The organism is Amycolatopsis sp. WAC 01376, from assembly GCF_003947415.1.
In the GTDB taxonomy this organism is placed as follows: Bacteria; Actinomycetota; Actinomycetes; order Mycobacteriales; family Pseudonocardiaceae; genus Amycolatopsis.
The window spans coordinates 591004-607765 of sequence record NZ_QHKL01000004.1 but is presented as its reverse complement, the minus strand read 5'-3'; the positions used below and the strand labels follow the sequence as shown (position 1 = coordinate 607765).

The 16762-nt window shown below is 70.5% G+C and carries 11 protein-coding genes; 6 read left to right on the top strand and 5 right to left on the bottom strand.

Annotated elements, in window-relative coordinates:
* Nucleotides 1-45 precede the first annotated feature (45 nt).
* Genes DMH03_RS25390 through DMH03_RS25375 form a run of 4 tightly spaced genes read left to right on the top strand, consistent with a single transcriptional unit; the run spans nucleotide 46 to nucleotide 10823 of the window.
* Nucleotides 46-1806: a fatty acyl-AMP ligase gene (locus DMH03_RS25390; RefSeq protein WP_125794486.1), complete on the top strand. Its 1761-nt coding sequence runs from the start codon at nucleotides 46-48 to the stop codon at nucleotides 1804-1806.
* Nucleotides 1803-8252 carry a type I polyketide synthase gene (locus tag DMH03_RS25385; protein ID WP_125794485.1) on the top strand — a complete coding sequence of 2150 codons (6450 nt, stop codon included), beginning with the start codon at nucleotides 1803-1805 and terminating at the stop codon, nucleotides 8250-8252. The genes DMH03_RS25390 and DMH03_RS25385 overlap by 4 nt, the downstream gene beginning before the upstream one ends.
* The gene (locus DMH03_RS25380) at nucleotides 8249-9832 is read left to right on the top strand and encodes an acyl-CoA carboxylase subunit beta (RefSeq protein WP_125794484.1); all 1584 of its coding nucleotides are present in this window, start codon (nucleotides 8249-8251) and stop codon (nucleotides 9830-9832) included. The genes DMH03_RS25385 and DMH03_RS25380 overlap by 4 nt, the downstream gene beginning before the upstream one ends.
* A 13-nt stretch (nucleotides 9833-9845) precedes the next feature.
* Nucleotides 9846-10823 carry an alpha/beta hydrolase family protein gene (locus DMH03_RS25375; protein WP_125794483.1) on the top strand — a complete coding sequence of 326 codons (978 nt, stop codon included), beginning with the start codon at nucleotides 9846-9848 and terminating at the stop codon, nucleotides 10821-10823.
* Between the two features lie 36 nt (nucleotides 10824-10859).
* Here DMH03_RS25375 and DMH03_RS25370 read toward each other — a convergent pair whose 3' ends face one another.
* The 3 genes from DMH03_RS25370 to DMH03_RS25360 are packed head-to-tail and all read right to left on the bottom strand — an operon-like array spanning nucleotide 10860 to nucleotide 12809.
* Nucleotides 10860-11822 carry a pyridoxal-phosphate dependent enzyme gene (locus DMH03_RS25370; protein ID WP_125794482.1) on the bottom strand — a complete coding sequence of 321 codons (963 nt, stop codon included), beginning with the start codon at nucleotides 11820-11822 and terminating at the stop codon, nucleotides 10860-10862.
* Nucleotides 11819-12463, bottom strand: coding sequence for a transcriptional regulator (locus tag DMH03_RS25365; protein ID WP_125794481.1), 645 nt, complete (start codon nucleotides 12461-12463; stop codon nucleotides 11819-11821). Before DMH03_RS25365 ends, DMH03_RS25370 begins: the two co-directional genes overlap by 4 nt.
* Nucleotides 12456-12809, bottom strand: coding sequence for a RidA family protein (locus tag DMH03_RS25360; protein WP_125794480.1), 354 nt, complete (start codon nucleotides 12807-12809; stop codon nucleotides 12456-12458). The genes DMH03_RS25365 and DMH03_RS25360 overlap by 8 nt, the downstream gene beginning before the upstream one ends.
* A gap of 113 nt (nucleotides 12810-12922) precedes the next feature.
* Here DMH03_RS25360 and DMH03_RS25355 point away from each other — a divergent pair, with 113 nt between their 5' ends.
* Both DMH03_RS25355 and DMH03_RS25350 read left to right on the top strand, forming a co-directional pair.
* Nucleotides 12923-13675, top strand: a complete 753-nt coding sequence (locus DMH03_RS25355; protein WP_125794479.1) for a GntR family transcriptional regulator — start codon at nucleotides 12923-12925, stop codon at nucleotides 13673-13675.
* Nucleotides 13676-13878: 203 nt separating this feature from the next.
* The gene (locus tag DMH03_RS25350; protein WP_233611629.1) at nucleotides 13879-14187 is read left to right on the top strand and encodes a fumarylacetoacetate hydrolase family protein; all 309 of its coding nucleotides are present in this window, start codon (nucleotides 13879-13881) and stop codon (nucleotides 14185-14187) included.
* A 592-nt stretch (nucleotides 14188-14779) separates the two neighbouring features.
* Here DMH03_RS25350 and DMH03_RS25345 read toward each other — a convergent pair.
* The gene (locus DMH03_RS25345) at nucleotides 14780-16348 is read right to left on the bottom strand and encodes a multicopper oxidase family protein (protein ID WP_125794478.1); all 1569 of its coding nucleotides are present in this window, start codon (nucleotides 16346-16348) and stop codon (nucleotides 14780-14782) included.
* Nucleotides 16345-16752 carry a hypothetical protein gene (locus tag DMH03_RS25340; protein ID WP_199749008.1) on the bottom strand — a complete coding sequence of 136 codons (408 nt, stop codon included), beginning with the start codon at nucleotides 16750-16752 and terminating at the stop codon, nucleotides 16345-16347. Before DMH03_RS25340 ends, DMH03_RS25345 begins: the two co-directional genes overlap by 4 nt.
* Nucleotides 16753-16762 lie beyond the last annotated feature (10 nt).

The following is a 16762-nucleotide window of genomic DNA, read 5'->3' as shown; positions in this document are numbered from 1 at the left end:
GTTCCGAATTCACCCGCTCCTGCTCACGTCGTCAAACGAGGGGCCATGGAAACCATTTCGGAATCGGTCGTCGCCGCCTGCGAGCCGGACGACGCGCGCGGCGGCGAGTCGTTCGCGACACTGCTGAGGTACTGGGCGTGGCGGCTCGGCGACGAGGTCGCCGTGACCTATCTCGACCATCGCGCCGGAGCGGACGGCCGGGCGGTCACCGTGTCCTGGCGCGAACTCGACGACCGGGTCGACGTCCTCGCCACCCGCCTGACGTCTTTCACCGCCCCGGGGGACCGGGCGGCGATCCTGGCGCGGCAGTCCGTCGACTACGTCGTCGCCTTCCTCGGCGCGATCCGCGCCGGGCTGGTGGCGGTCCCGCTGTTCGCCCCGGACCTCCCGGGGCATGCGGGCAGGCTGGCCGCCGTCGCCGCCGACTGCGCGCCGCGGGTCGTGCTCACCACCGCCGACGGGCTCGACACCGCCGCCGGTTTCCTTTCCTCGACGGATATCGAGCGCCCCGCCGTGCTCGCCGTCGACACCCCGACTCCGGTCGCGGCCGGTGATCGCTCCTGGCCGCGACCGGAACCAGACGGACTGGCGTACCTGCAGTACACGTCCGGTTCCACGCGGACGCCGGCGGGTGTGATGCTGACCCACCGCAACGTGCTCACCAACGCCCGCCAGGCGTGCGACGCCTACTCGATCGAAACGGGGACGACGTCCACCGTCAGCTGGCTTCCGCTGTTCCACGACATGGGCCTGATCCTCGGGATCGGCGCGCCGATGGCGGCGGGCGCGGCGTCGGTCCTGATGGATCCGCTCGCGTTCCTCGAACGGCCGTCACGCTGGTTGCGCGCCCTCTCCGCCAGTCCCGGCGCGATCAGCGCGGCACCCAATTTCGCCTACGCCTACAGCGCTTCCCGGGTGACCGAGGACGAGAAGAGTTACCTCGAACTGAGCCGGGTCGTCTCGTTGATCAACGGTAGCGAGCCGGTCCTGCCCGCGACCATCGCGAAGTTCCATGGCGCTTTCGAGGACTGCGGGCTGCGGCCCGAGGTGCATCGCTCCTCCTACGGGCTGGCCGAGGCCACCGTGCTCGTCTCCGTCACCGAAGCGGGCAAGGCCCCGCGCCAGGTCGCCTTCGACCGCGAGCGGCTCGCCGCCGGGCTGGCGACGCCCGCCCTCCCCGGCGTGGTGTCCACCACGCTCGTCTCCTGCGGATTTCCGGCGGGGCAACGGGTCCGCATCGCCGACCTGGTCGCCGGCGCGCTCGTCGAACCTGGGCGGGTGGGGGAGATCCAGGTCAACGGCCCGAACGTCGGTGTGGGCTACTGGGGACGGCCCGCCGCGTCCGACGGTGTCTTCGGCCTGCCGCCGATCGATCCGGAGTCCGGTGCGGGCTGGCTCGCGACCGGGGACCTCGGCGTGCGTTACGAGGGCGAGCTGTTCATGACCGGCAGGCTCAAGGATCTCGTCATCGTCGACGGCCGCAACCACTATCCGCAGGACGTCGAACAGACCGTGGAGACGCATCCCGCGGTCCGGCCGCATTCCGCCGCGGCGTTCGCGATCGAGCGCGAAGGCGGCGAAGCGGCGGTCGTGGTGGCGGAACGGGCCAAGGGCACTGACGTCGACATCGCCGTGGCGACCGCGGAGATCCGGAGGGCGGTCTCGGCCGCGCACGGTCTGCGGCCGCACGACGTCGTCTTCCTCGCCCCCGGCGAGGTTCCGCGTACCTCCAGCGGCAAGATCAGCCGCGCCCTCTGCCGGAAGTCCTTTCTGGACGGTTCGCTGACCGCGCGGCGGCTCGGGTGACCGCGGAGATCCGCGCCTGGCTCGTCGCGCGGGTGGCGGAGCGGACCGGGCTGCCCGCGGCTCGGGTCGACCCGGACCGCCCGCTGCACGAGAGCGGCCTTTCCTCCCGGGAGTCGATGGAGCTGGCGGCGGAGCTGGGCCGGTACCTCGGCCGCCCGCTACCGCCGACATTGGTGTGGCAGTACCCGACGATCGACGCTCTCGCCGCGCGTCTGTCCACAGTGGAGGACTCCGCGACCGTGAGCGGTGAAGCCCGCGAGGGAGAGCCGATCGCGATCGTCGGTGTCGGCTGCCGTCTGCCGGGCGGCGCGGACTCGCCGGAGCGGTATTGGCGGCTCCTGGACGACGGCCGTGACGGCATCCGCGACGTCCCCGAAGGCCGCTGGGACGCGTTCGAGGAGGACTTCGGCCGTGGCGGATTCCTCGGCGACATCGCCGGTTTCGACGCCGCGTTCTTCGACATCACCCCGGGCGAGGCCGAAGCGATGGATCCCCAGCAGCGGATGCTGCTCGAAGTCGCCTGGGCGGCGCTGGAACACGCCGGGATCCCGCCGTCCACCTTGCGCGGAACCCGGACCGGTGTGTTCGTCGGGCTCTCGGCCGGCGAGTACGGCCACCTGACGATGGCCGATCCCGCCACCGTCGACGTCTGGTCCGCCACCGGGGCCGCGACGAGCATCGCCGCCAACCGGCTTTCGTACCTGTTCGACCTGCGCGGGCCCAGCCTCACCCTCGACACCGCGTGCTCGTCTTCGCTGGTGGCGGTGCATCAGGCGGTGCAGAGCCTGCGCCGCGGTGAATGCGGGACGGCGCTCGTCGCCGGAGTGAACCTCCTGCTCTCGCCCGCCGTCACCGCGTCCTTCCGGCGTGCCGGGGTGCTGGCCCCGGACGGGCATTGCAAACCGTTCGACGCCGACGCCGACGGCATCGCCCGCGGTGAAGGCTGCGGCGTGATCGTGCTCAGGCCGCTGAAGGCCGCTCGCCGCGCGGGGGACCGGGTGCTCGCCGTGATCCGCGGCAGCGCGGTCAACTCCGACGGCCGGTCGAACGGACTCGTCGCGCCCAGCCCCGGCGCGCAGGCCGACCTGCTGCGTGACGCGTACGCGGCGGCGGGGGTCGAACCGTCCTCTGTGGACTACGTGGAGGCACACGGGACCGGGACGGCGGTGGGGGATCCGATCGAGGCCGTCGCGCTCGGCGAGGTGCTCGGAGCAGGGCGCGAATCCGGCCGACCACTCCTGATCGGGTCGGTGAAGGGAAATCTGGGGCATCTCGAAGGCGCGGCGGGGATGGCCGGGCTCATCAAGGTGGTCCTCGCGATGGTCCACCGACGGCTGCCGCCGACCCCGCATCATCGCGCACCCAGCCCGCATATCGATTTCGCCGGTCTCGGCCTCCGGATGGTCGGCGCCGGGACGGACTGGCCGCGGTACTCCGACGTCGTGCGGGCCGGGGTCTCGGCGTTCGGGTTCGGCGGCACCAACGCCCACGTCGTCCTCGAAGAGTGGCCCGCCGCGTCGTTCCCCGCTCGCGGGACGGACGCCGAGGGCCCGCGGGTGCTGGCGCTGTCGGCCCGATCGCCCGAGGTACTTCGGGCGCGTGCCGCCGATCTGGCCGACTGGCTCGAAGACCCCGCCCATCACGCGGTATCGCTCGCCGCGGTCGCCGCGACGCTGGCCAGGAGCCGGGACCATCTGCCGATCCGCGGCGCGGTGGTGGCCGGGGAACGCGACCGGGCCGCCGCCGCGCTGCGGGAACTGGCCGCCGGACGCGACGGCGGGGACGTCGTCGCCGGCGAGGCCGGTCCCATTCCCGACGTCGTGTTCGTCTTCTCCGGCTACGGCTCCCAGTGGCCCGGCATGGGCTGCCTACTGCTGCGCTCCGAACCCGCGTTCCGTGCCGAGGTGGAGGCGCTCGACCCGGTGTTCCTGGCCGAAGCGGGGTTTTCCTTGCGCGCGGTCTTCTCCGGCGAGTGCGACCTGCCGGACCTTGCCGCGACCCAGCTCGCGTTGTTCGGCATGCACCTCGCCCTCGCCGCGCTCTGGCGTGCGCACGGCGTCGTCCCGGCCGCGGTGGCCGGACATTCGATGGGCGAGGTCGCGGCCGCCGTCGTCGCGGGAGCGCTGGACGTCACCGACGGCCTGCGCGTGATGGCCACGCGCGCCCGGCTGCTCGCCGAGGTCGACGCGTCCGGCGACGGCGCGATGGCGGTGGTCGAACTGTCCCCGGCCGAGCTCGCCGAGCTGGAAGCGGAGTTCCCCGGGATCACCGTCGCGGTTTACGCCTCGCCGGTCCAGTGCACCGTCAGTGGCGGCGCCGAACAGGTCGAGGCCCTGGTGTCGCATGTGGAGGGCCTCGGCAGGCTGGCGAAGCGGTTGCCGGTCGGAGGTGCCGGCCATTCGGAAGCCGTCGACGCCGTCCTCGGCCGGTTCCGCGCCGAGCTCGACGGGCTTTCCCCGCGACCGGCTGAGATCCCCTGTTACAGCAGTGTTCTCGACGATCCACAGTGGTCACCGGTGTTCGACATCGACTACTGGGCGGCGAATCTGCGCCGTCCGGTGCGGTTCAGCCAGGCGCTGGCGGCGGCGACCGCGGACGGGTACGGCGTGTTCGTCGAGATCTCGCCGCATCCGGTCGCGCTGGCCGCGATCGAGCAGAGCACCGGCGCGCTCGCGCTGCCGTCGGCGAGCCGCCGGATCGACGAGCGGACGGCGTTCCTGACCTCGCTCGCCCGGCTCCACGCCCTCGGACTGCCGGTGGTGCTCGACGGCGGCGGCCCCCGTCCGCTTCCGGTCGAGCTGCCCGGACCACGCTGGCGGCACGAACGGTTCTGGCCGCGACGGCCTGCCTCCCGGCCCGGATCCGGTGGCGCGCATCCGTTGCTGGGTGTCCACATCGAACAGCCGACCGGCGGTGGACATCTGTGGCACGCGGACGTCGGGACAGCGGTGCAGCCGTGGCTGGCCGACCACGCGGCGATGGGGGTCCCGCTGTTCCCCGCCGCCGGTTTCCTGGAACTGGCGCTCGCGGCGGTGAAGACCGTCCTGCGGCCGGGTGGGCACCTGCGCATCAGCGGTCTCGAACTGCACCGTGTGCTCCCGCTCGTCGCGCACACCGAGGTGACGACCAGTCTGAGCACGGGTTCCGGACCGTCCGAAGTGGACGTCTACGCGCGGGCCGCGGACGGCGGCTGGGTCCGGCACGCGACCGCCCGCGTCCGCGACGGGAACACCGCGGTCGTGCCGTTCGGCCCGGTCGGTGGCGACGCCCGGCCGGTCGACCTCTACCAGGTGCTGGCCGCGGCCGGGCAGAGCTACGGTCCCGCTTTCCGTGGCCTGCGAGAGGTTCTGGCGGCGCCCGGCCGGGCCTCGGCGTCGATCACGCTGCCCGCCGGCCATCCCGCGTACGTCCTGCATCCGGTGATCGCCGACGCCTGCCTGCACGCGCTGGCCGCGGCCGCCGGGGACGCGCTGCGTGAGGCCGACGGTGTCTTTCTGCCGCTGACCCTTGGCGAAATCGTCCTCGCTGGAGATCCTCGGCGCGGTGTCCGGGTCGACGCCGTACTCGATTCACTCGACCCGGCCGGTGACGGCCTGGTCGGCGGCGTCCAGCTGGTCGACGCCGACGACGTCGTCCTGGTCGAGTTCCGCGACGTCTACTGCCGCCGGTTCCAGCGTTCGGCACTGCCGGTGCCGATGGCGGATCTGCTGTTCGAGACGGTCTGGCGGCAGGCCGAGCCGCCGGCGGCGAAACCGGGTCCGCACAGCTGGGTCGTCCTGGAGGACGGGTCGCCGTGGCCGACGGCGTTGCGTGAACGACTCGCCGGGGACGAACTGGTGTCGGTTCCGCTCGGGGATCGGACCGCGCTGGCGGAGATCCTGCGTTCCCGCGAAGTGACGGGCGTCCTCGCGCGGGTGGCCACTTCGGTCGCGCCCGACCCGATGCGGGCCGCGCGGAGTGTCGCAACGCTCTCCGGCGTCGTCGCCGAGCTGGCCGAAGCGGCGTCCGCACCACGATTGTGGCTGGTCAGCGCCGGTGCCTCGGCCATCGAGCCCGGCGAACGCGGTGATCCCGGGCAGGCCTGGCTTCGCGGGCTGGTTCGTGTCCTCGCCTTCGAACACCCCGAGCTGCGAGCGAGCCAGGTCGACTTCGATGCCGAGCCGGATCCGGCACAGCTGTGGGTCGCCAGGCTGGCGGCGGAGCTCCACGCGGACGCGCCGGACGACGAGATCGCCTGGCGTGAGGGCGTCCGGTACACGCGGCTGCTGGCCCGCCCGGACCTCGGGGAAGCCGGTCACGAAACCGTTGTCCGCGACGGCGCCTACGTGATCACCGGTGGTCTCGGCGGCCTCGGACTGGTCGCGGCGGACTGGCTGGCCGGGCGCGGCGCGACCAGGCTCATCCTTTCCGGGCGTCGCGGCGCGAACCCCGCCGTCTTGGCGGACCTGCGTGCACTGGACGCGGACGTCCGCGTGGTGACGGGCGACATCGCCGAGCCGGGAACGGCCGAAGCGCTGGTCGCGGCCGCCACCGAAGGCGGTATGCCGTTGCGTGGCGTGCTGCACGCGGCCGGTGTGCTGGCCGACGGTGCCGCCATCGCCGTCGACGAGGATGCCGTCGAGGCTGTCTGGCGCGCGAAAGCGCTGGGAGCGTGGCGATTGCACGAGGCCACGGCCGGACACGAACTCGACTGGTGGCTGACGTACTCGTCGGCGGCGGCGTTGTTCGGATCGCCGGGACAGGCCGCCTACGCGACCGCGAACGCCTGGGTGGACGCGCTCGTCGAGTGGCGCCGGGCAGGCGGGTTACCGGCGGCGACCATCCGCTGGGGAGCCTGGGGCGAGGCGGGAGCGGCCGTCGGGAGCCGCAACCCGGTGCTCGAACCGCTCGGCACCGACGAGGCGCTGGCGGCGATGGACGCCGTGCTGAACCGTGATCGCGGATCGACCGGCATCGCCCGCGTCGACGCCGGGACGGTACTCGCCCTGTTCCCGCGTCTGGCCGGACGGCCGTTCTTCGAGATGCTGGTACCGAAGGAAGAACCGGATACCGTACCGTCCACATGGGACGGATTGGACGCGCTGCGGGCGGTCCTGCCGGAAGCGGCCCGCGAGATGCTGGCCGACTATCTCGCCGGTCTCGTCGCCGGGATGCTCGGCCTCGCCGCGGACGAGATCGACAGGCACGTCTCGCTCACCAGGCTCGGCCTGGACTCCCTCACCGCCATGCGCGCGAAGGGCGTGGTGGAACGCGATTTCGGCCTGCCGCTGCCGATTCCGTTGCTGTTGCGCGGCGCCAGCCTCGGCGAACTCGCCGATCACCTCGCCGAACAGGCAGGCTTCGGCGAGGGAGGCCCGCGGCCCGCCCGGCCGACCGTGACCGTCGGACCGCGTGATCCGGCCGAACGCTGGATCGCCCGGCACTGGCAAGCGGAACTCGACGGGGCGGAACCCGGCGTCCACGACGACTTCTTCGCCGCGGGAGGCGACCATGAGGCGGCGAAGCGACTGCGCGCGGTGTTCGCCGGGCAGCTCGGCGCGGTGCCGGACGTCGACCTGCTCTTCGCCACGCCGACGATCGCCGCGATGGCCGATCTGCTGCGTGACCGGATCGAGGGACGCGGGGGTTGCCCGGTCCGGCCGCTGCGCGAAGGCGGCGCGGATCCGGTGTTCCTGTTCCATCCGGCGGGTGGCCCGACGAGCGTGTACGAGGGACTCGTCCGCCTCTTGCCGGGGGGCAGGCCCGTCTACGGGCTCGAACGGATCGACGAAGAGGACACCGTCGAGGACAAGGCCGAGTGCTATCTCGAGCTGATCCGGGAGATCCAGCCGCAGGGCCCGTATCGGCTGGGCGGCTGGTCGTTCGGCGGCTGCCTCGCCTACGAGACCGCCCGGCGGCTGACCGCGGCGGGGGAGCGGGTCGATCTCGTGTTCATGATCGACAGCATTCTGCCTCTGCCCGCGCAGGGGAAGGCGCCGGACGAGATCCTGCTGGACCGGTTCGACCGGTTCGCCGAGCACGTCGAACGGACCTACGGTGTCCCGCTGGACATCCCGCGCGAGGACCTCGTCCAGCTCGGCGACGACGAGCAGATCCGGCTGGTGATCAGCAGACTGGCCGCCCAGGTCCCGGAGATGGGGCAGGGCGTGCTACGGCATCAGTACGAGTCCTATGTGGACGCCCGGGTCGCGGAACGCTACCAGCCGGAACCCTATGCGGGGCCGGTGCTCCTGGTGCGTGCGCAGGAGCCGCATCCGCTGACCACCACCCTCGATCCGCGGTATCTGCGTACCGACGACGCCCTCGGCTGGGACGTCTTCTGCACGGATCTGGAAGTGGTGCGGGTGCCCGGCGATCACCTGTCGATGATCGACCCGCCGCACGTCGAAGTGGTCGCCGCCGAACTCTCCGCCCGGCTCGGGGCATCGAGGGCGGCGAGACCATGACCGATGCCCCGTTCGCGCCGACCACGGCGTTCCGGATCGCCGATCTCGCCGCCCGCCAGGACGAAGCCGTCCGGATCGCCGAGAAGCGGGCGGTCGACCGGCAGCACGCCAAGGGCAAGCTGACCGCGCGCGAACGCGTCGAGCTGTTGCTGGACCCGGGTTCCTTCGTCGAACTCGACCAGTTCGCCCGGCACCGGTGCACCGAGTTCGGGATGGACGCCAACCGGCCGTACGGCGACGGCGTGGTGACCGGGCACGGCACCGTCGACGGCAGGCAGATCTGTGTGTTCTCCCAGGACTTCACGGTCTTCGGCGGCAGCATGGGCGAAGTCTTCGGCGAGAAGGTCCTCAAGGTGATGGATCTGGCGATGACGCTGGGCTGCCCCGTCGTCGGGATCAACGACTCCGGCGGTGCCCGGATCCAGGAAGGCGTCGTCTCGCTGGCCTATTACGCCGAGCTCGGCAGGCGTAACGCGCTGGCTTCCGGCGTCATCCCGCAGATCTCGCTGATCATGGGGCCCTGCGCCGGCGGGGCGGTCTACTCGCCGGCGATCACCGACTTCACCGTGATGGTCGACGAGACCGCGCACATGTTCGTCACCGGGCCGGATGTCGTGCACGCCGTCAGCGGCGAACGGGTCACCGCCCAGCAGCTCGGCGGCGCCGCGGTGAACAGCGAGGTCTCCGGGAACGTCCACCACCGGGCGGCCGGCGAACAGGACGCGATCGACTGGGTGCAGACGCTGCTCGGCTACCTGCCGTCCAACAACCTCGACGCCGTCCCGGAGTACGCCGACGAAACCGATCCCGAACTCACCGCCACCGACCTCGAACTCGACCGGCTGGTGCCAGATTCGCTCAACCAGGTCTACGACATGACCGAGGTGATCGTCCGGCTCGTCGACGACGGCGACTTCATGGAGGTGCACAGCGGTTTCGCGCCGAACATGATCTGCGCGTTCGGCCGGGTGCGGGGCCGCACCGTCGGTGTCGTGGCCAACCAGCCGCGGCATCAGGCCGGCGTGATCGACATCGACGCCTCGGAGAAGGCCGCGCGGTTCGTGCGGTTCTGCGACGCCTTCGGCATCCCGATCCTCACCCTCGCCGACGTCCCCGGATACCTTCCCGGCGAGGCGCAGGAACGGAACGGGATCATCCGCCGCGGCGCCAAACTGATCTACGCCTACGCCGAGGCGACCGTGCCGATGGTGACCGTGGTGATCCGCAAGGCCTACGGCGGCGGCTACGCGGTCATGGGGTCGAAGCATCTCGGCGCGGACGTCAATCTGGCCTGGCCCACCGCGGAGATCGCGGTGATGGGTGCCGAGGGCGCGGTGCGGGTGCTGCACCGGCACGAACTGGCCGCGCTGCCGCCGGAACAGCGCTCCGCCGAACGAAGGCGGCTCACCGAGGCGTACCGCGAACGGCATTCGAATCCGTACCTGGCAGCGGAACGCGGCTACGTCGACCAGGTCATCACGCCGTCGCAGACCCGGCTGCGAGTGGCGCGGGCCCTGCACACGCTCCGGACGAAACGGCAGACCACCCCGGCCAGGAAACACGGAAACATCCCGTTGTGAGCGAGGAGAAACGATGAAGCGAACGTGGCGGTGGGGTGCGCTGGCGCTGTGCTTGGCCGCCCTGCTCGGAAGCTCGATCCCCGCGAGCGCGGCGCCAACGCCGGTCACCGCCGACAACGGCGCGAAGGTCGTCGAGGAGACGTGGCTGGACGCGCGGACCGTCGATCTCAAGATCAGTTCGCCGTCGCTCGGCACCACCGGCATGGTCCGCCTGCTCGTCCCCACCGGCTGGGCCGTGCAACCCACGCGCACCTGGCCGACGCTGTACTTGCTGCACGGCTGCTGCGAACCGGTGGACTACCGCTCTTGGGACCAGTTCACCGACGTCAAGGCGTTCACCGCGGACAAGGACGCCCTCGTGGTCATGCCGACCGGCGGGCCCGCCGGGATGTACACGAAGTGGTGGAACTTCGGGCTCAAGAGCACGCCGGACTGGGACACCTTCCACACCCTCGAAGTGCGGCAGATCGTCGAACGCGGTTACCGCGCGGGCACCCGCCGGGTGATCGCCGGACTGTCGATCGGCGGATACGGCGCGCTCGCGTACTCCTACAAGCACAAGGGGATGTTCGCCGCGGCGGCGTCCTACAGCGGCGTGCCGAACACGCTCAACCAGGGAGCTCCGCTGTTCATCCAGGGGATCCTCGCTCGCGCGGGGGTCTTCAACTACCTCGAACTCTGGGGCGACAGCTGGGGAATGCGGCCGCTCTGGACGGCGAACAACCCGTTCGACCACGTCGACGGCCTGCGCGGTACGGCGCTCTACCTCTCGTGCGGGAACGGCAAGACCGGCCCGCTCGATCCGCCGGGCCAGTCCGACATCTTCGAATCCCAGGCACTGGCCTCCTCGGTGAGCTTCACGGATCGGTTGAAGGCCAAGGGAATCCCGGCGACCGTCGACTACTACGGCGACGGCACGCACAGCTGGCCGTACTGGCAGCGCGCTCTTCGCAACTCCTGGCCGGTACTCGCGGGCGGGCTCGGCCTCTGAGCGCGCCCATCGCGAGTAGGTGACGAATTGCGGGTGTTACTCGGACGCGATCAGTTCGGCGAAGCGTTCCGGGCTGACGTTCCCGCCGCTGATGATCACCCCGACCCGGCCGGAAACGGGAATCCGCCCGCTGAGCAGCGCCGCGAGACCGGTGGCCCCGCTCGGCTCGATGACGAGCTTCAGCCGTTCGAAGGCGAACCGCATGGCGTCGCGGACCTCGTCGTCGGTGACCAGCGCGATGTCGTCGACGAGCTTCCGGTTGATCGAGAAGGTCAGTTCGCCGGGGATCTCGGCGGCCTGGCCGTCGGCGATGGTCCGCGGCACCGGGATCGACACGCGCTCCCCGGCGTCCAGCGAACGTTTGGTGTCGTCGCCCGCGGCGGGTTCGACGCCGACGACCCGGATGCCGGGCCGCACGGCCTTCGCGGCGGTCGAGCTGCCCGCGATCAGGCCGCCACCGCCGACGGGGACGACGAGGGTGTCGAGGGAATCGGTGTCCTCCAGCAGTTCCAGCGCCGCCGTGCCCTGTCCGGCGATGACGTGCGGGTGTTCGTACGGCGGGATGAGCGCGAGGCCGCGTTCGGCCGCCAGCGCTTCACCGATCGCGACGCGGTCGCCGGTGTACCGGTCGTAGGTGACGATCTCGGCGCCGTAGCCCGCGGTGGCGTCCTTTTTGGACTGCGGGGTGTCCTCCGGGATCAGGATGACCGCGCTGCTCCCGAGTTCCCGAGCGGCGAGCGCGACGGCCTGGGCGTGGTTGCCAGAGGAGTAGGCGGCGATGCCCTTGGCCAGCTGCTCCGGCGAGAGCCGGGACGCGGCGTTGTACGCGCCACGGAACTTGAAGGCACCGACACGCTGGAGGTTCTCGCACTTGATGAAGACCTCGGCGCCGACGAGGTCGTCGAGGGTCCGGGAACGCACGACCGGGGTCCGGTGCGCGACACCGGCCAGGCGGGCGGCGGCGTCACGGATGTCGTCGATGGTCACGGGGGCGGTCATGATGCTCCTTGATCACGGATTTCGGCGAGATAGTTGTAAGCGGAGGCACGGGAGATCCCGATGCGGGCGGCGACCTGGGGCACCGCCCGCCGCACGGCGAAGACACCGCGCGCGTGGAGGCTGCGGAACAGGTCGAGCCGTTCTTCGCGGCTGAGCGCGGCCCAGGGTTTGTTCAGCCGGAGCTGGTGTTCGTCGACGATCGCGTCCACCACCGCGTCGACGTCGTCGCCGAAGGTGGTGGTCGGCGTTTCGGTGGCGGCACCGACATCGGCGAGTTCACCGACCAGGGTCTTGAGCTGGCCCAACGCGGTGACGTCGAGGTTCACGCACAGCGCGCCGAACACCGAGCCGCCGCTGTCGCGCAACAGCATGGTCGAAGACTTCACCAGCTTCCCGGACGCCGTCCGGGTGACGTAGTTCAGCTGGTCTTCGGCGTCGTCGCCGCGGGCGAGCAGGCCCATGCCGATCTCGCTCATCGAGCCGCCAACACCGCGGCCGGTGACCGAGCCCGCGATCGCGACCACCGATCGCTCCGGACGGCGGAAGTCGTGCACCACGACCTCGCAGAACGAGCCGAGCGTCGCCGCGATGCCGTCGGCGACCGGGGCGAGCGCGTCGAGGATCGCGTCCTGCTCAGACATCGCGTACTCGGGCGAGGGCCTCGACTTCGACGCTGCCGCCGTAGGGCAGGGACGCGACGCCGACACAGGTTCGAGCCGGCCGGGGCTCGGCGAAGAACTCTTCGTAGACACGGTTGAGGCCGTCGCGGTCGGTGATGTCGGTCAGGTACACGACGACCTTCACCACGTCGGCCCTGGTCGCGCCCACCGAACGCAGCGCGACGTCGAGGTTGGCGAAGGCCTGCGGGCATTCGGCGTCGAAGCCGCCGGGTGCCGGCTCTCCCGTCTCGGTCACGCCGAGCCGTCCGGACACGGAAACCAGGTCGCCGCTGCGGAAGGCCGGCGGGTACGGATGCTCGTTGGTCACGAGACCAACCGTATAAGTGTTGGACAAAAAGTCCAAGCAGGTCTCGCGTGAGGTACCGCTCACGCACGAGGAAGGCGGTTGATATACCGTATACAGCAAGGGAGGGAGTCTCGATGACGACGGCTTCGGGTTCGATGGGTGCCGTGCGCTATGACGACGGCCGGATCGTCGCGCCGCCGAGTATGGCCGACCTGGCGACCCAGGCGCTGCGCGCGATGATACTTTCCGGCGAACTCCCGCCCGGCACACGTCTGGTCGAGGCCAAGCTCACCGAACGGCTCGGGGTTTCCCGCCCGCCGCTGCGCGAAGCGTTGCAGGTGCTGGCTTTCGAAGGACTCGTCGTACCCCATCCGCGGCGCGGTGTCATCGTCCGTCCCCTGACCCGCCACGACGTCTACGAAATCGTCACCCTGCGCGAAGAGCTCGAAGCTTTCGCCGTCCGGATCGGGATCCCGGTCCGCTCGCCGGAACGGCTTCAGGCCTGCCGGGACGCGCTGGCCGCTTTCGAGCAGGCGGGCCTCGACGGTGACGAAGGTGTGTTCACTCAGCGCAAGTACGACTTCCACCAGTCGATCGTCGCGCTGGCCGGGCACGAACGCGTCACCGAGGCGTATCGCGCGCTTTCCCTGCAGATGCAGTTGTGCATGGCGCTCAACCGCAGTGCCCGCCGCGGTGGTGAATCGTTGATGCAGAACGTCGAACGGCATCGCGAACTGCTCACGACCATCGAGGGCGGCGACCCCGAAGCGGTGCTGAAGGCGCTGGCCGATCACGGGCACGGCAGCTTCCTCGACGAGGTGGTGGATCAGCTCGACGGCGGCACTCCCGATTCTGAGCGCTGGCTGGCCGAACGCCGGTCCCGCTAGCTGTCCGGCTGCGGGTTGATCTCGGTAATCGCCACGTTCGCCCCACAGACACCACGTGAGCGGTCGCGGTCCGTAGGGATGTCGTGAAGGGCCCCTTTGAGACGATGAAGGTCTCAAAGGGGCCCTTCACGACATGAGGGTTCGACGCCAGGCCGTCGGAAGCGCTGAAGCAGCCACTCACGAGCCCCGCTGGACCGTCCGATGTGGACCGCGCTCAGCCCCAACCGGGCAGGCTGCCGCTCGGCCCCTGGATCAGCACCGACATCGGGAGCGGAGACCTCGAGGTGACCACGCGGATCAACGAGCGGACCGTCCAGCGGTCCACCACCGGGGAGATGATCTTCGGCGTGCCCGCGATCCTCGCCTGGGTGACCCGCTGGTTCACCCTGCGCCCCGGCGACGTCGTGCTCACCGGCAGCCCGGCCGGGGTCGGGCCGATGAAGCCGGGGGACGTGGTGACCGTCGCCATCGAAGGCGTGGGCGAACTGACCAACCCGGTGCGGGCCTCGTGAGTGGTGAGGATGGTTCTAACCTGATGCCACGTAGCTTACGTTGAACTTGGACGGGGTTTTCGATCGCAAGTGGCGGCGGTTGCTGCAGGTCAGGTGCTCAGTTGCCCTGTCCGGCGCGCCCCTAGTGTCCACTGTGGACAGATTTCGATGACTGAATGTCTGATTGATGACGAAATGGGTGGGTCTGTCAAGGGGTCGTGAGTGGCAAAGGTCGTTCTAACCCTCCTTATCACTCACGACCCCTTTCATAGCTGGGCGAAGCGCCCAAATCGGGCGCCCAGATCCGGACTGGCGTCCCGTGTGGACAGTCGCGCCTCGGGGACGCTGCCGGTGACTTGACCGGCTCGGTATCGGTGTCCTTGCCCTCCCGAGTACATGAAGGCCCCCTTCCTTGCGCCTATGTACAGGAAGGGGGCCATCATGTACTGGGGAAGGCATGAAGGTCGAGTTTCCTCGGCTGAGCCGAGGGAAGGAGGCCTTCACGCGTGCTGGTACTCGTGGGGCGAACGTGGCGGTGGCCGAGTCCGTGAAGGCCTCCTTGAGGGACCCAGAGTCCCTCAAGGAGGCCTTCACGGACCGGGTCCGGCTACCCTCAAACGACCTCGAAGTTCGCCATCATCGCCATGTCCTCGTGTTCGGCGTTGTGGCAATGGAAGACGTAGCGGCCGCGGTAGCCGTCGAAGCGGGCGATGACCTCGACCGACTCGCCGGGACTCAGGTCGACGGTGTCCTTGATACCGCCGTCGAACGGCCCCGGCGGACGTCCGCCGCGCGAGAGGATCCGGAAACCCACCAGGTGCAGATGCACGGGGTGGTGGATGTCGGCGACGAACCGCCAGATCTCGACGTCACCGAGGCGAGGGCTCGCCGACATCAGGTCCGGCGAGAACGGTTCCCCGCCGATCACCCAGCCCGCGCGGCCGTGGACGGTGCCGGCGCGGAACGAAAAGTCCCGCGTGGTCGTGGCCTGGTCACGAGTGAGCGGCGGGATTTCGCTGAGCTTCGCCGGAATCCGGCTGTCGTCCGCCGCGCGGCGCGCGACGACGAACCGCATGACCTTGGCGGTCGAGCCGGTGCCGAGCCGGTTCACCAGGGTGACCTCGGTGCCGACCGGATACCGGCCGAAGTCGACGACGAGGTCGTACCGTTCCGCCGGTGCGATGGGAAGGTGGTCGTGTTCGCGTGGCGCGTCGAGGAGGCCCTGGTCGCCGCCGATCTGGACGAAACCGCCTCCGCCGGGTGGCGGCGGGTCCAGTGCCAGGTCGTAGCGCCGGGCGTTGGAGCCGTTGAGGACACGCAGGCGGTATTTGACGGCAGCCACTTCCTGCACCGGCCACGGTGCGCCGTTCACCAGGATGACGTCGCCGAAAACGCCTTCCACATAAGCGCTTTCCACCCCCGGCGTGGTCCGCAGCGTCCGGTCGAGAGACGGGTACGCGAAGGCGCCGTGCTCGTCGAAAGCGCGGTCGGCGATCATCAGCGGCAGCTCACGGTCCCCGGACGGGAGCCCCAGCGAGTCTTCCTCGTCGTCGCGGACCAGATGGAAACCGGCAAGGCCCCGGTACACGGCCGGACCGGTGAAGTCCATGCGATGGTCGTGGTACCACAGGGTCGCGGCGCGTTGCCGCAGCGGGAAGACGTAGTCGCGCTCGCCGTTCGAGATCCGGGCGCGCGAGTCGACCATGCCGTGCCCGGTGTGCCCGGCGGTCCAGCCGGACCGCGGCAGGACGAGATCGGTCGGGTAGCCGTCGGACTCGGCGGGCGTGTGCCCGCCGTGCAGGTGGACCACGGTCGGGACGGGGAGTTCGTTGCGGTGGTGCGCCACCACCGTCCTGTCCCGCCGCGATTCGATCGTCGGACCAGGGAAGATCCCGTCGTAGCCCCAGATCGGCGTCCGGACACCGGGCAGGATCTCGGCCGTCGCCGCGCGCTGGGTGATCGTGTAGTGATCGGCATCGGCGGTCCTTTGTGGACGCAGGATCGGCGGGATCGGCAGCGGTACCCGGAACGGTTCCGGCAGTGGGAGTGCGCTGCGCAGCAACTCGCCCGTCCCGGGCGCGCCCTGTGCGATCAGGCGGGGAGCGGCGATCCCCGCGGCGACGAGGACGCCGGCCCCACCGGCGAGCCCGAGGAAGGTCCGGCGGGGAAGACGGCGGCTCATCGGCTCGCCCACCAGGTCTGCGGCCGCCAGACGGCGATCGTGGTCAGCACGGTTCCGGTGACCAGTGCGACGCCGAGCGGGACGTGCAGATCGAGCGCGCCCTTCATCCCGGCGAGATACTGCCCGGTCTCGCCCAGCGCGAGCAGCAGGCTGACCCAGAACAACCAGCGCGGTCCGCGCACCAGCCACAGGACCAGCGCCGCCAGGATCTGCGCGTACGCCAGGTAGGACACCGCGTCGGCGCCCCAGCGGTGCAGCCAGAGCATGTCGTAGTCGCCGCCGAGATAGCCGCCGGCGAACACCGGCTGGCCGATGATCGCGACGGCGTGGGCGGTCACCAGCATCCGGTTCACCACCAGCGTGCCGTTCGCCTTCCGGCTCGGGCCGGTCAGGGTTTCACTCACGTGCTCGAAC

Excerpts from the sequence above, each read along its gene's own strand:
- DMH03_RS25390 (WP_125794486.1), top strand. The coding sequence starts at position 46 with ATGGAAACCATTTCGGAATCGGTCGTCGCCGCCTGCGAGCCGGACGAC.
- DMH03_RS25380 (WP_125794484.1), top strand. The coding sequence starts at position 8,249 with ATGACCGATGCCCCGTTCGCGCCGACCACGGCGTTCCGGATCGCCGAT.
- DMH03_RS25375 (WP_125794483.1), top strand. The coding sequence starts at position 9,846 with ATGAAGCGAACGTGGCGGTGGGGTGCGCTGGCGCTGTGCTTGGCCGCC.
- DMH03_RS25370 (WP_125794482.1), bottom strand. The coding sequence starts at position 11,822 with ATGACCGCCCCCGTGACCATCGACGACATCCGTGACGCCGCCGCCCGC.
- DMH03_RS25365 (WP_125794481.1), bottom strand. The coding sequence starts at position 12,463 with ATGTCTGAGCAGGACGCGATCCTCGACGCGCTCGCCCCGGTCGCCGAC.
- DMH03_RS25355 (WP_125794479.1), top strand. The coding sequence starts at position 12,923 with ATGACGACGGCTTCGGGTTCGATGGGTGCCGTGCGCTATGACGACGGC.
- DMH03_RS25345 (WP_125794478.1), bottom strand. The coding sequence starts at position 16,348 with ATGAGCCGCCGTCTTCCCCGCCGGACCTTCCTCGGGCTCGCCGGTGGG.